Source organism: Escherichia albertii NBRC 107761 = DSM 17582 (assembly GCF_000759775.1).
In the GTDB taxonomy this organism is placed as follows: Bacteria; Pseudomonadota; Gammaproteobacteria; order Enterobacterales; family Enterobacteriaceae; genus Escherichia; species Escherichia albertii.
On sequence record NZ_BBMY01000036.1, the window covers coordinates 21113 to 35505 of the forward strand.

Annotated in this window: 11 protein-coding genes; 4 read left to right on the plus strand and 7 right to left on the minus strand. The window is 51.1% G+C overall.

What is annotated here, in order from left to right; translation table 11 throughout:
* The first annotated feature begins 28 nt into the window (after positions 1-28).
* Positions 29-724 (plus strand): esterase, encoded by a 696-nt coding sequence (gene ypfH / locus EA14781_RS08765; protein ID WP_000679836.1) that lies wholly within the window; start codon positions 29-31, stop codon positions 722-724.
* Positions 725-873: 149 nt separating this feature from the next.
* Here ypfH and EA14781_RS08770 read toward each other — a convergent pair whose 3' ends face one another.
* Genes EA14781_RS08770 through EA14781_RS08780 form a run of 3 tightly spaced genes read right to left on the minus strand, consistent with a single transcriptional unit; the run spans position 874 to position 2592 of the window.
* Entirely contained in the window at positions 874-1074 is a 201-nt protein-coding gene (locus EA14781_RS08770; RefSeq protein ID WP_000383992.1) for a YpfN family protein, read from the minus strand.
* Positions 1075-1104: 30 nt separating this feature from the next.
* A complete protein-coding gene (gene dapE / locus EA14781_RS08775) occupies positions 1105-2232 on the minus strand; it encodes a succinyl-diaminopimelate desuccinylase (protein ID WP_001277778.1) in 1128 nt (375 codons plus the stop codon).
* Positions 2233-2235: 3 nt separating this feature from the next.
* On the minus strand, positions 2236-2592 hold the full coding sequence (locus EA14781_RS08780) for an ArsC family reductase (protein ID WP_000258259.1): 357 nt from the start codon (positions 2590-2592) through the stop codon (positions 2236-2238).
* A gap of 381 nt (positions 2593-2973) precedes the next feature.
* Between EA14781_RS08780 and ypfM the strand changes: the two genes are divergently transcribed.
* Positions 2974-3033, plus strand: coding sequence for a protein YpfM (gene ypfM, locus EA14781_RS24230; protein WP_001386977.1), 60 nt, complete (start codon positions 2974-2976; stop codon positions 3031-3033).
* A 95-nt stretch (positions 3034-3128) separates the two neighbouring features.
* Here ypfM and acrD read toward each other — a convergent pair whose 3' ends face one another.
* Positions 3129-6242 carry a multidrug efflux RND transporter permease AcrD gene (gene acrD, locus EA14781_RS08790; protein WP_001263091.1) on the minus strand — a complete coding sequence of 1038 codons (3114 nt, stop codon included), beginning with the start codon at positions 6240-6242 and terminating at the stop codon, positions 3129-3131.
* A 158-nt stretch (positions 6243-6400) separates the two neighbouring features.
* The gene (narQ, locus tag EA14781_RS08795) at positions 6401-8101 is read right to left on the minus strand and encodes a nitrate/nitrite two-component system sensor histidine kinase NarQ (RefSeq protein WP_002461597.1); all 1701 of its coding nucleotides are present in this window, start codon (positions 8099-8101) and stop codon (positions 6401-6403) included.
* Between the two features lie 205 nt (positions 8102-8306).
* Between narQ and aegA the strand changes: the two genes are divergently transcribed.
* Positions 8307-10286, plus strand: a complete 1980-nt coding sequence (gene aegA / locus EA14781_RS08800) for a formate-dependent uric acid utilization protein AegA (protein WP_002461599.1) — start codon at positions 8307-8309, stop codon at positions 10284-10286.
* A 67-nt stretch (positions 10287-10353) separates the two neighbouring features.
* Positions 10354-10929 (plus strand): GDP-mannose pyrophosphatase NudK, encoded by a 576-nt coding sequence (gene nudK / locus EA14781_RS08805; RefSeq protein WP_002461601.1) that lies wholly within the window; start codon positions 10354-10356, stop codon positions 10927-10929.
* A 162-nt stretch (positions 10930-11091) separates the two neighbouring features.
* Here the strand turns inward: nudK and tkt are convergent, their stop codons facing one another.
* Positions 11092-13095 carry a transketolase gene (gene tkt / locus EA14781_RS08810; protein ID WP_000087250.1) on the minus strand — a complete coding sequence of 668 codons (2004 nt, stop codon included), beginning with the start codon at positions 13093-13095 and terminating at the stop codon, positions 11092-11094.
* Positions 13096-13114: 19 nt separating this feature from the next.
* Positions 13115-14065 carry a transaldolase gene (tal, locus tag EA14781_RS08815; protein WP_001003731.1) on the minus strand — a complete coding sequence of 317 codons (951 nt, stop codon included), beginning with the start codon at positions 14063-14065 and terminating at the stop codon, positions 13115-13117.
* Between the last annotated feature and the right edge of the window lie 328 nt (positions 14066-14393).

Sequence of the window (14393 nt, forward strand, 5' to 3'; positions counted from 1 at the left end):
ATTGGTGATATCAGTTAAGGAGTTCGCCATGAAACATGACCATTTTGTTGTTCAAAGCCCGGATAAACCTGCGCAACAGTTGTTACTGCTTTTCCATGGTGTCGGGGATAACCCGGTAGCAATGGGCGAAATTGGCAGTTGGTTTGCGCCACTGTTCCCGGATGCGCTGGTGGTGAGCGTCGGTGGCGCGGAGCCGAGTGGTAATCCGGCGGGACGTCAGTGGTTTTCGGTGCAGGGCATAACGGAAGAAAATCGCCAGGCGCGCGTGGATGCCATCATGCCGACGTTTATTGAGACAGTGCGCTACTGGCAGAAACAGAGCGGAGTAGGGGCAAACGCCACGGCGCTGATTGGTTTCTCGCAAGGGGCAATCATGGCGCTGGAGAGCATTAAAGCCGAACCAGGGTTAGCCTCACGCGTCATCGCCTTTAATGGTCGCTATGCCAGTCTGCCGGAAACGGCTTCTACCGCCACGACAATCCACCTGATTCACGGCGGTGACGATCCGGTTATTGAGCTGGCGCATGCCGTTGCGGCGCAGGAGGCTTTAATCAGTGCGGGTGGTGATGTGACGCTGGATATTGTGGAAGATTTGGGCCATGCGATCGACAATCGTAGTATGCAGTTTGCCCTTGATCACTTGCGTTATACCATCCCAAAACATTATTTCGATGAAGCATTAAGCGGCGGTAAGCCGGGTGATGATGTGATTGAAATGATGTAAAAGACAGATGCCCTGGCGCGTAGGCCTGATAAGACGCGTGAGCGTCGCATCAGGCATTGTTCGTTCGCTATTGCCGGATGCGGCGTTAACGCCTTATCCGGCCCACGATTGAGCGCCAGATATTGGACACAATTATCCGGCTCCTCAGCTTACTTCTTCGGTTGATCCTTCTTCGGCCAGTCGTCGTCATCGTCCCACTTATCGTTAAAATCACGATGCGGGGGAAGCTCCGGCTTGTTGGCGAGAAATTTTTTATGGTCGACGCGCTTGAGATCTTTAATCACGTTCAGCAGGACGCCCACCAAAAAGACAATCACCAGAATCCACCAATATTTAGTCAGCCAGTCCATGCTTATTTCCTCTTATTACAGAACAGCTCATCAGGCGACGAGCTGTTCCATGATACGTTGATACATACGGGCAAGTAATTGCAGGTCGGCAGCGTTCACACATTCATTAATTTTATGAATAGTGGCATTGACTGGTCCAAGCTCCACTACCTGCGCCCCCATACGGGTAATAAAGCGTCCGTCGGACGTTCCGCCCGTGGTCAGGAGTTGCGGTTTAATTTCATTATAGTGCTCAACCGCGTTGACGACCGCATCAACCAGTTTACCGCGCGCGGTCAAAAATGGCTGCCCGGAAAGCCACCAATCCACCGTATAACGCAGTTGATGTTTTTCAAGCAGGGCAAGCACCTGTGTTTTAATCATCTCGTCGGTCAGCTCGGTACTAAAGCGGAAGTTAAACTGTACGAACAGTTCACCGGGAATAACGTTGTTACTGCCGGTCCCTGCCTGAATATTGGCAATCTGCATACTGGTCGCTGGGAAAAATTCATTGCCCTTATCCCATTCAATAGCCACTAATTCATTAAGGAAAGGCGCTGCGCGATGTACCGGATTATCAGCTAGGTGCGGGTAGGCCACATGGCCCTGGACACCATGAATGGTGAGGTTGCAGGTTAATGAGCCGCGACGACCATTTTTCACGACATCGCCGACCACTTCGATACTCGACGGTTCGCCGACCAGGCAATAATCCAGTCGCTCGTTGCGCGCCATTAACGCTTCGACCACTTTTACCGTGCCGTTGTGAGCGCTGGCTTCTTCATCTGAGGTGATCAGAAACGCTAGCCGGCCTTTATGGTTGGGATGCTGTGCGACAAAGCGCTCTGCCGCCACGACCATCGCCGCCAGTGAGCCTTTCATATCTGCTGCGCCGCGCCCGAATAACATGCCGTCGCGAATTGCTGGTTCAAACGGAGGATTAATCCAGCGGTCAGTATCGCCAGGCGGCACCACGTCGGTATGCCCGGCAAAGGCTAACGTTTCTCCTTGTCCACGCCACGCCCAAAAATTCTGTGTATCGGCAAAGTCCATGCGTTCAATGGTAAAACCGAGCGCTCGCAGACGTTCTATCATGATTGCCTGACATCCCGCATCATCAGGGCTTAAGGATGGACAGCGAATAAGCTGCTGGGTCAGCTCAATAACCGGGCACGACATAGACTACACCTCATGGAAAAATTGCTGATAACTGGATTCACTGAAACCCAGCAGCATAGGCTTCCCTGACGCCCAGAGCAATGGGCGTTTGATAATTGCAGGCATTTCAGTCATTAATGCCGCAGCAGAAGCTGCATCGGTAATTTTATTGCGGGTGTTTTCGTCCAGTTTACGCCAGGTTGTGCCTCGGGTGTTGAGCAATGCCTCCCAGCCTAATTCATTGATAAAGGCGCTTAACAATTCGTTGTTCAGGCCATCGGCACGGTAATCATGAAAGCGATAGTCGATGTTATTGGTTTCCAGCCAACGGCGGGCTTTTTTAATGGTGTCACAATTTTTGATGCCGTAAAGGGTAACCATAGTGAATCCTTTTGCGATTATTAAGAATAAATACTCACTTAACGAGTAATATATATTGTATGTGAATGATTACCAGAAAATATAACATTCCTGAAGTATTTCGATTAACAACTATTAAATAACATTGAGCATTGTTAACGCAACGATTAAGAATTTTCTGTCTGGTATCTGGCTGTATTTCAACCAAAATTAAACCAGTAGTAGAATCTGTATGAATATGTCGAAATATTGCTGTGTATCACATAAAAATCGCTGTCACAGGACCATAGTATTCACATAGGATTTGTCCCCCTGGAGGTAGCAATCACAGCAATCGAGTAAATTAGCTTCACCGCGGTATATTGTTTCCGTAGAATACCCATAATTATAAGAGAGGTTGTTATGATTGAACGTGAACTGGGGAACTGGAAAGACTTTATCGAAGTTATGCTTCGTAAGTAAGTTTCAGGACGAAACCAAAAAAGAACCTGATGCACAGGTTCTTTATCAGAAAGTTGAAAAAGGCGACACGTTGGCATGTCGCCTTTTTTATTTGCTTATTCCGGGCGTGGTTTTAGCGGGAAGCGGCGGCGTACCAGCACAAAGAACAGCGGTACAAAATAAATCGCCAGAATGGTAGCGGAGATCATTCCCCCCATTACGCCAGTACCTACCGCATGCTGACCACCGGAGCCGGCGCCGCTGCTAATCGCCATTGGCAGCACGCCAAAAATAAATGCCAGTGAAGTCATCAGAATTGGGCGTAAACGCTGACGACAGGCATGGAGAGTTGCTTCAAACAGATCGTGGCCTTTTTGATTCATCTCGTTGGCAAACTCGACAATCAGGATGGCATTTTTCGCCGACAAGCCAATGACTGTTAACAGGCCAACCTGGAAGTAAACGTCGTTTTCCAGCCCACGCATCCAGGTCGCCAGCAAGGCGCCGATAATTCCCAGAGGTACTACCAGCATTACCGAGAACGGTACGGACCAGCTCTCATACAGGGCCGCCAGACACAGGAACACCACCAGCAATGAAATTGCATACAGTGCCGGAGCCTGTGCGCCGGAGAGCCGTTCCTGGTACGACATCGCCGTCCATTCCAGACCAAAGCCGCCAGGTAGCTGCTTCACTAACGATTCCATAATATCCATCGCCGTACCCGTACTAACGCCCGGCGCGGCTTCACCCACAATCTCTACTGCCGAATAGCCGTTATAGCGTTCCAGGCGCGGTGACCCTGTTTCCCAGTGTGAGGTCGCGAAAGCAGAGAAGGGCACCATGCCGCCGTCTTTGTTACGCACATACCAGAGATTGATGTCATCCGGCAACATGCGGTACGGCGCGGCAGCCTGTACATACACTTTCTTCACGCGACCGCGATCCATAAAGTCGTTCACATAGCTTGAACCCCACGCGGTTTGCAATGTGTCGTTGATATCGTCAATGGCGACGCCCAGCGTCTGGGCTTTACGCTGATCGATATCAATCTGCAACTGCGGGCTATCATCCAGACCGTTATGGCGCACGCGGGTTAAATCCGGGTTTTCCGCTGCCAGTGCCAGCAACTGATTACGTGCTGCCATTAGCGCATCGTGACCCGCACCCGCGTGGTCCTGTAATTCCATATCGAATCCCGCAGAACTGCCGAGGCCGCTGATTGCTGGCGGGCTACTGGCGATAACGCGAGCCTCTTTGATTTTATTAAATTCTTTTGTTGCCCGTTCGATAATGGCGAACGAGGTGCCGGTTTTACTGTCGCGCTCACTCCAGTCTTTCAGGCGAACAAACATGCGGGCCACGTTTTGCCCGTTCCCCCCAGGCCCGGAACCTACCGTTGCAAACACCGACATAATGTTATCTTTCTCGTGAGTGAAGAAATACTTCTCTACTTGCTCGACAACTTTCAGGGTTTGCTGTTGAGTAGAGCCGCTGGGTAACTGCACCGAGGTCGTGAACATGCCACGATCTTCCAGCGGCAGGAATGACGTCGGCAGACGCAGGAACAGGAACACCATGCCGCCAAGCAACAGGACATAAATCATGATCCAGCGCAGGCTGCGGCGGAGAATTTTCGCCACTCCTTTTTCATAGCGTTCGGCGTTACGCTTGAACATCTGGTTAAACCAGGCAAAAAAGCCTTTCTGTCCGTGATGTTCACCTTTTTTCAGTGGCTTAAGTAGCGTGGCGCACAATGCCGGGGTGAGGATCATCGCCACCAGTACCGATAGCACCATCGCCGCAACGATGGTGATGGAGAACTGACGATAGATAGCCCCGGTGGTGCCGCCGAAGAAAGCCATTGGCACAAATACGGCTGAAAGCACCATCGCAATTCCGACCAGTGCGCCCTGGATCTGCCCCATCGATTTGCGCGTCGCTTCGCGAGGAGTGAGCCCTTCCTCACTCATAATACGTTCAACGTTTTCCACCACCACGATGGCGTCATCTACCAACAGGCCGATTGCCAGTACCATCGCGAACATGGTTAATGTGTTGACGCTATAACCAAAGGCGTAAAGCACGGAAAAGGTTCCCATCAACACCACCGGCACGGCGATAGTGGGAATCAGCGTTGCGCGGAAGTTTTGCAGGAACAGATACATCACGAGGAAAACCAGCGCGATCGCTTCTAACAGGGTTTTCACCACATCTTCAATGGAGGCTTTAACAAACGAGGTCGTTTCATAGGCTACCTTGTACTCCAGCCCGTGTGGGAAATACTGCGATAGTTCGTCAAGACGGTTGATCACCAGTTCTGCTGTGGCCATCTCGTTCGCGCCGGAAGCCAGTTTTACGCCCAGCCCGGAGGCTGGCTTACCGTTAAAACGGCTGAGGTAATCGTATTTTTCCGCCCCCATTTCGACGGTGGCGACATCTCCCAGTTTCACTTCCGAACCATCCTGGTTCACCCGCAGAGTGATATCGCGAAACTGTTCAGGTGTTTGCAATAGCGACTGGGCGTTAATGGTGGCGTTCAGTGCCTGTTTATCAACAGACGGCGTACCACCGAGCTGCCCGACAGCAATCTGTGCGTTCTGCGACTCAATGGCGTCGGTGACATCTTTGGCTGTCATCTGGAAGCTGTTGAGTTTTGCCGGGTCCAGCCAGATACGCATTGAATACTGTGAGCCGTAGGCATCGATATCGCCGACGCCGTTGACGCGGCTTAACGGGTCCTGAATATTACTGGCAACGTAATCGGCAATGTCTTGTTTATCCATCGAACCATCGGTAGAGACGAATGCGATGGTCAGGATGTTGGTATCTCCGGTTTTACGTACCGTCACCCCCTGATTTTGTACCGCCTGCGGCAGCTTACGCATGGCTGACTGCAACTGGTTCTGTACCTGCTGTACCGCTTCGTCCGGGTCGGTCCCTGCTTTAAAACTTAAGGTAACCGTCGCCTGACCGGTACCGCTGCTTTGCGACGACATATACATCAGGTTATCGAGGCCGGTCATATTTTGCTCGATAACCTGAGTGACGGTATTTTCCAGCGTCTGGGCTGATGCGCCAGGATAGTTAGCGGTTACTTGCACGTTGGGAGGCGCGAGGTCCGGGTACTGTTCAACGGGTAATGAAAAAATGGCCAGGGTCCCTGTCAAACACAACAGGATTGCCAGCACCCAGGCAAAAATGGGGCGATCAATAAAAAAATTCGCCATTAAAAAAGGACCTCGTGTTTCTGCGTATCGTTATGGGCATGCCTTGCTTCACTGTAGCGGCAAGGTACGAACTAATCGTGGAGAAAAAAAGAAGATAATGTAAATTATCATGCCCTTTTATACTGAACCTTAAGTGCCAGTCTTTTGGGATCAGTTGGCTACATCAGTTGACTTTCCTCACCCTCCGCGGATCGAAAGCTAATGCTCACTAACGTACCGCCGCCGGAAGGTTGTGAAAAAGTCAACGTTCCGCCGAGCCGTTCCGCGCGCTCGCGCATAATGTTCAAACCGTAGTGACCTTCGGGTTCGGTCGGTTCGCCAATACCGATACCGTTATCACGAATATAAACCGTATGGTTTCCGTCCGGCGCGGTGACGCAACTGACGGCAATTTCACTGGCGTTGGCGTGCTTCATGGCATTCAGCACCGCTTCGCGAATAATTTGCAACAAATGCACCTGCATCTGCGCATCCAGCGCCAGGGTAGGGAGACGGCAGTCGAGAGTGAGTTTTGCGCTGGTTTGATTTTGTAACGTATCCAGCATTTCATGCAGCGCAGAGGGTAGATCGGCCTGCTGGAGCGTCAGGCGGAAAGTCGTTAAAAGTTCACGTAGCTGCCGGTACGCATCGTTCAACGCTTGAGAAAAATCAGCCATGATACTTTGTGCGGTTGCGTTATCTTGCGGTATCGAACGTTTCAGCAACGTTAACTGGATACGCAAATAAGAAAGCACCTGCGCCAGCGAGTCATGCAGTTCGCGGGCGATCGTTGCGCGTTCTTCCATTAACAATAACTGCTGGAAATGCTTCTGTGCCTGATTAAAGTACAAACCGCGACCCAGCATTGACGAAACGCTGTTAAGCAGTGGTTCAGAGGTAGATTCGTTACTGCTTTGCCAGTGCAGTTCGCCATACACGGTCTCTTGCATGGTGACGGGTAAAATCTGCATCGGCAGAGCAGGATTTTGCTTCCCTTCACTAATTCGCCAGTTATCACCGACGTTAAGCTCCAGATAGTCAGCGGCTTCGTTGTCGCGAACTATCTGCAGAATATGGCGGAAGCAGTGGACGTCAATCTGGCTGGTATTCAGTGCCTGAGAACATTGATACAACACTTCCAGACGACGTTTGGCTTCGTGTAGATCGCGCGTTTTCTCTTCCACCGATGCTTCCAGCGAACGATACAATTTATGTAATTCACTCGACATCTGGTTAAAGGTTTTTGCCAACGTCCCCAGTTCATTCGGCAGGCTGGTATCCAGCGGCGGTGAGTTAAACTGACCGTGTTCAATACGCTGGCTGGCGGTGACCAGTTGATTCAGCGGTGCGACCACTTGATGGCGTATGCGGCGAAGAGTAAAAAAGACCAGCGTAAAAATACCGATACCGCCAGCCAGTGAAATCGCCACGACCAGCAACATTTTGCGCTCTGCATAGTGCTGTAAAGCCAGCACAAACAGGTCTATCTGGTTGACATAATTGTTAATATTGTCCTGATACCACGGCAAATCACCCTTCATCAATCGGTTATTCATCTCTTGCCAGTTGGCATGCAGATGCGCATAGCGGGTTTTTACCGCCTCTGGTACATACCACGTATTGAGATTGGTTAAGACTGGCGAGAGCAGCGCCTGCTGAAACAACTGGCGATGGGCATTGAGTTGCGGACTGCCGCGTTGCAGATCGTAACCCAGACGATAACTCTGCATACGTAGCGAGCCGGCAATATTGATAGCCTCTGCGTCGCGCAAACTACTTGCCAGAGTCAGCAGGGCAATTCCAGTGGAAAGAATCGACAGCAGCACAATATAAAAAAAGGCCCGGGCCAGGCTGGCCGAGACAGGGCGTTTGACAATCACACGCGTCTTCTCCACATAAAATAATCAATGTTTCAGATCGCTAAAACGCAATTTGATAAGCGATAAGATTATTTGATCTGCCACAGTTTATAGCGAAATAGTTTAGTGTTCTGGGCAAATGAACGTTGCCGATTCCCGTCTAAGTCGGGTAATAACAACACTCATATAAAGAATAAGGTTTTTACAACCAAAAAAGAAGGTCGTTATGAATCGTTTTATTATGGCCAACAGTCAGCAATGTCTGGGGTGTCATGCTTGTGAAATAGCCTGTGTGATGGCTCACAATGATGAGCAACATGTGCTGAGCAAGCACCATTTTCATCCCCGAATTACGGTTATTAAACATCAGCAACAGCGCAGTGCGGTGACCTGCCACCATTGCGAAGATGCGCCCTGTGCCCGTAGTTGTCCCAATGGCGCCATCAGCCATGTTGATGACAGCATTCAGGTTAACCAACAAAAATGTATCGGTTGTAAATCCTGTGTCGTAGCTTGCCCGTTTGGCACTATGCAAATCGTACTGACGCCCGTCGCGCCCGGTAAAGTCAAAGCGACGGCGCATAAATGCGATCTGTGTGCAGGGCGAGAAAATGGTCCGGCCTGTGTCGAAAACTGTCCAGCGGATGCGCTGCAACTGGTTACTGACACCGCGCTCTCCGGCATGGCGAAATCCCGTCGCCTGCGCACCGCGCGTCAGGAGCATCAGCCGTGGCATTCCTGTTCATCGACACAGGAAATGCCCGCAATGAGCAAAGTGGAACAAATGCAGGCGACGCCTGAACGTGGAGAGCCGGATAAACTGGCGATTGGCGCGCGCAAAACTGGTTTTGATGAAATTTATCTGCCGTTCCGTGCTGAGCAGGCGGAGCGGGAGGCCTCACGTTGCCTGAAGTGCGGCGATCACAGTATTTGTGAATGGACCTGCCCATTGCATAACCATATTCCGCAGTGGATTGAGTTAGTGAAAGCAGGAAATATCGACGCTGCCGTTGAGCTTTCTCACCAGACCAATACGCTGCCGGAAATCACCGGTCGCGTTTGTCCGCAAGACCGTTTGTGTGAAGGCGCCTGTACCCTTCGTGATGAGTACGGCGCGGTGACGATTGGCAACATTGAGCGCTACATTTCGGATCAAGCGCTGGCGAAAGGCTGGCGTCCCGATTTAAGCCATGTCACTAAAGTCGATAAACGTGTGGCGGTTATCGGCGCGGGGCCGGCAGGGTTGGCCTGTGCCGACGTGCTGACGCGTAATGGCGTTGAGGTGACGGTGTTCGATCGCCATCCAGAAATTGGCGGCCTGCTCACTTTTGGCATTCCTTCATTCAAACTGGATAAATCACTGCTGGCGCGTCGTCGTGAAATCTTCAGCGATATGGGAATTCACTTCAGGCTTAATTGCGAAATTGGCAAGGATCTGTCGCTGGATGCTTTGATTGAAGAATACGATGCGGTATTCCTTGGTGTGGGAACTTACCGTTCCATGAAGGCGGATTTACCGAATGAAGATGCGCCGGGCGTTTATGACGCATTGCCGTTCCTCATTGCTAACACGAAACAGGTAATGGGGCTTGAAGCGTTGCCGGAAGAACCGTTTATCAATACCGCCGGGCTGAATGTAGTGGTGTTGGGCGGCGGCGATACTGCAATGGACTGTGTCCGTACCGCCCTGCGTCATGGTGCGAGCAATGTCACCTGCGCCTATCGGCGTGATGAAGCCAACATGCCGGGCTCGAAAAAAGAGGTGAAAAATGCGCGTGAAGAAGGGGCCAACTTTGAGTTTAACGTCCAGCCGGTGGCGCTTGAATTGAATGAGCAAGGCCATGTCTGCGGTGTACGTTTCTTACGTACTCGTCTTGGCAAACCGGACGCTCAGGGGCGCCGGCGCCCTGTTCCTGTTGAGGGCAGTGAATTTGTGATGCCAGCTGACGTGGTAATTATGGCGTTTGGTTTCCACCCACACAGTATGCCGTGGCTGGAGTCGCATGGCGTCAGAGTGGATAGCTGGGGGCGGATTTCTGCAGATGTAGAAAGTCGATACCGTTATCAGACTACTAACCCGAAAATCTTCGCTGGCGGCGACGCCGTCCGTGGCGCGGATTTAGTGGTAACCGCGATGGCGGAAGGGCGTCATGCGGCGCAGGGGATTATTGACTGGCTGGGCGTAAAATCAATCAAGCCTCACTAATTCTGTACGCAGACAAACCCGACTTCACGGCGTAAGATAATTGTTCATTTCGCGCTGTGGAGTCGGTATGACGCAACAAATTACCCTCATCAAAGATAAAATTCTCTCCGATAACTATTTCACTCTGCACAATATTACCTATGAGCTCACGCGCAAAGAGGGGGGCGTCATCCGTCATAAGCGCGAAGTTTACGATCGCGGCAATGGGGCGACGATCCTCCTGTATAACGCGAAGAAAAAGACGGTCGTGTTGATTCGCCAGTTCCGCGTCGCAACCTGGGTTAATGGCAATGAAAGCGGGCAACTGATTGAAACCTGTGCAGGGTTGCTGGATAACGATGAACCGGAAGTGTGTATTCGCAAAGAAGCGATTGAAGAGACAGGGTATGAAGTTGGCGAAGTACGGAAATTATTTGAACTGTATATGTCGCCTGGCGGTGTAACCGAGTTAATTCATTTTTTTATTGCTGAATACAATGACAGCCAGCGCGCCAGCGCCGGAGGCGGCGTAGAAGATGAAGATATTGAAGTGCTTGAGCTGCCGTTCAGCCAGGCGCTGGAGATGATTAAAACCGGCGAGATACGCGATGGTAAGACGGTATTATTACTTAATTATTTGCAAGCATCGCATTTAATGGACTGAAAGATGCTATTTCGCTCTTCGCTATTGGCTCACTCCGGTTGAACCGCACTACCTGCGCAATGAATATACGCTGTGTTTTAATGGCGGATGCGGCGTAAACGCCTTATCCGCCCTGTGATTTGGCTCAAACTGGTAGGCCTGATAGGACGCGTCAGCGTCGCATCAGGCACCTTTAATCCCCAGCACCTTACGCGCTTTTGCCACAATATTCTCGACGGTAAAGCCAAAATACGGGAACAGCTTATCTGCCGGAGCAGATTCCCCGTAGCCGGTCATCCCAACAATCGCCCCTTTCAGACCAACATATTTGTACCAGTAATCGGCAATACCCGCTTCCACCGCCACTCGAGCCGTAACGTTAGAAGGCAACACCGACTCGCGATACTCTTCATCCTGGGCGTCGAAAATATCGGTCGAGGGCAGAGAAACCACGCGCACATTATGTCCTTCGCCCACCAGTTTCTCCGCCGCTTGCAGAGTGATTTCCATTTCTGAACCGGTAGCAATCAGAATAATATCCGGCTTACCGCCACTGTCCTTCAACACATAACCACCGCGGGCAATTTCTTTTACCTGGCTCGGAGTACGTTCCACTTGCGCCAGATTTTGCCTTGAGAGGATCAACGCCGTCGGCCCGTTGCGGCGCTCGACCGCCAGTTTCCAGCCCACCGCCGCTTCGACCTGATCGCACGGTCGCCAGGTACTGAAATTCGGTGTCAGGCGCAGACTTGCCAGTTGCTCTACTGCCTGGTGGGTCGGGCCATCTTCGCCCAGACCAATTGAGTCGTGGGTATAAACCATAATCTGCCGCGCTTTCATTAGCGCCGCCATTCGCGCGGCGTTACGGGCATATTCAACAAACATCAGGAACGTCGCGGTATATGGCACAAATCCACCGTGGAGTGCGATACCGTTAGCAATAGCGGTCATGCCAAATTCACGCACCCCGTAGTGAATGTAGTTCCCTGCCGGATCTTCCTTCAGTGACACAGAACCTTTCCAGATGGTTAAATTACTGGGAGCCAGATCCGCTGAACCGCCGAGTAATTCCGGCAATACTGGTCCATAAACGTTAAGCGTGTTTTGCGACGCTTTACGGGTCGCAATTTTCGCCGGATTCGCCTGTAATTCATTGATATATTTCTGCGTCGTTTTCTCCCAGTCCTTCGGTAAACCACCGCTCATCCGGCGGGAAAATTCCTCTGCCAGTTGCGGATGGGCCTTTTTATAAGCGGCAAATCTCTCATTCCAGCGCTGCTGGGCTTTTTCGCCTTTTTCACGGGCGTCCCAGGCGCGATAAATTTCTTTCGGGATTTCAAACGGCGGATGATGCCAGCCCAGTTTTTGCCGTGCCAGCACAACTTCTTCTTCACCCAACGGTGCACCATGCGCTTCTTCTTTACCTGCTTTATTCGGCGAGCCAAAGCCAATGATCGTACGACAGATAATCAGTGACGGCTTATCTTTCACGCTTTGCGCTTTAAGAATCGCTTCTTTCACTGCCTGCGGATCGTGACCGTCGATGTCGTGAACAACATGCCAGTGGTAGGCTTCAAACCGTTTTGCGGTATCGTCGGTAAACCAGCCTTTGGTTTCACCATCAATCGAAATACCGTTGTGATCGTAAAAGCCAATCAGTTTGCCGAGTTCCAGCGTTCCCGCCAGTGAGCAGGCTTCATGGGAGATACCTTCCATCAGACAGCCGTCGCCCATAAACACATAAGTGAAGTGATCGACAATCTCATGGTCCGGTTGGTTAAACTGCGCCGCCAGCGTGCGTTCCGCTATCGCCAGTCCAACGGCATTTGCCAGACCTTGCCCCAACGGACCAGTGGTGGTTTCAACGCCCGGCGTATAGCCAATCTCCGGGTGGCCTGGGGTTTTTGAATGCAGTTGACGGAAATTTTTCAACTCTTCCAGCGGCAAATCATAGCCGGTGAGATGCAGCAAACTGTAGAGCAGCATTGAGGCGTGGCCGTTAGAGAGAACAAAGCGGTCGCGGTCATACCAGCCAGGGTCGGTGGGATTATGTTTAAGAAAATCGTTCCACAGCACTTCGGCAATATCGGCCATCCCCATCGGTGCGCCGGGGTGACCAGAATTGGCTTTTTGTACCGCATCCATACTGAGCGCGCGAATCGCATTAGCAAGGTCTTTTCGGGACATATAACACTCCATGGCTGGTTTACAGTTTGGCGGCAAGAAGATCTTCCAGTTTGCGCTGGTCGACAGCGAACAGGCGGATACCCTCAGACAGTTTTTCGACTGCCATCGCATCCTGATTGTGCTGCCAACGGAATTCCGCTTCGCTCATGGGAGCTGGGCGCGGGAACGTCTGAGAAGGCGGGATTAATTTACGCACTACCGGCGAGGTTTTTTCCTGCAACTCTTTCAGCAAGTTCGGCGCAATGGTCAGACGATCGCAGCCGGTTAAGGCAAGGATTTGCTCGGTATGGCGGAAGCTCGCACCCATCACAATGGTTTCGTAGCGGTGCTGTTTATAGTAGTCGTAGATATTACGCACCGATTTAACGCCCGGATCTTCTTCCACTACATACGGATCCAGCGGCTTATGAGCCTGATACCAGTCATAAATACGCCCGACAAACGGTGAAATCAGAAAAACGCCTGCTTCGGCACAAGCACGAGCCTGAGCAAAGGAAAACAGCAGCGTCAGGTTGCAGTTTATGCCTTCTTTTTCCAGCTCTTCCGCTGCGCGAATTCCTTCCCATGTTGAGGCCAGTTTTATCAGAATTCGCGATCTTTCAATGCCCTGCTGCTGGTAGAGCTCCACCAGATGGCGCGCTTTTTCGATGCTTTTTTCTTTATCAAAAGAGAGGCGGGCGTCAACCTCTGTTGAGACGCGACCGGGGACTATTTTCAGAATTTCGCTACCGAAATTGACTGCCAGTTTGTCACTGGCCGCAACGACTTGTTGCTCCTGAGTTTGACCATTTTTTTTACCCCAGGCGATAGCATCGTCTATTAAATGCTCATATTGTGATAATCCGGCTGCCTTGAGTAAGAGCGAGGGGTTGGTGGTGGCATCCTGAGGATGGTAATGGCGAATGGACTCAATATCACCGCTGTCTGCCACAACAGTGGTGAACTGTTTGATGCCGTCTAACTCATTCATAGGAAATACTCCTTGAAAAGTAAAGTGTTAGATGAGTGCGTTAATTCACACTTCTGAGAAATTCAGGCACACGCATCAAAAAAGCATAGCAGACAGGCATGGTATTGCTGGATTAAGCAGGTAACATCAGTGTTATAAGATTATTACCAAAACATTGTGTTAATGGTGAGAGTTTGGACTTGCTCAAAGTCTGGCGACTCCGGCAGGGTAATAATGTGCGCCACGTTGTGGACAGAGGCAGTTGCCCACACACTTTTTTGTGAACGTTACGTGAAAGGAACAAACAAATGGATGAGCAGTTAAAACAAAGTGCACTTGATTTCCGGTG

Coding starts and splice junctions, on each gene's coding strand:
- ypfH (WP_000679836.1), top strand. CDS start 29: ATGAAACATGACCATTTTGTTGTTCAAAGCCCGGATAAACCTGCGCAA.
- EA14781_RS08770 (WP_000383992.1), bottom strand. CDS start 1,074: ATGGACTGGCTGACTAAATATTGGTGGATTCTGGTGATTGTCTTTTTG.
- dapE (WP_001277778.1), bottom strand. CDS start 2,232: ATGTCGTGCCCGGTTATTGAGCTGACCCAGCAGCTTATTCGCTGTCCA.
- EA14781_RS08780 (WP_000258259.1), bottom strand. CDS start 2,592: ATGGTTACCCTTTACGGCATCAAAAATTGTGACACCATTAAAAAAGCC.
- acrD (WP_001263091.1), bottom strand. CDS start 6,242: ATGGCGAATTTTTTTATTGATCGCCCCATTTTTGCCTGGGTGCTGGCA.
- aegA (WP_002461599.1), top strand. CDS start 8,307: ATGAATCGTTTTATTATGGCCAACAGTCAGCAATGTCTGGGGTGTCAT.
- nudK (WP_002461601.1), top strand. CDS start 10,354: ATGACGCAACAAATTACCCTCATCAAAGATAAAATTCTCTCCGATAAC.
- tkt (WP_000087250.1), bottom strand. CDS start 13,095: ATGTCCCGAAAAGACCTTGCTAATGCGATTCGCGCGCTCAGTATGGAT.
- tal (WP_001003731.1), bottom strand. CDS start 14,065: ATGAATGAGTTAGACGGCATCAAACAGTTCACCACTGTTGTGGCAGAC.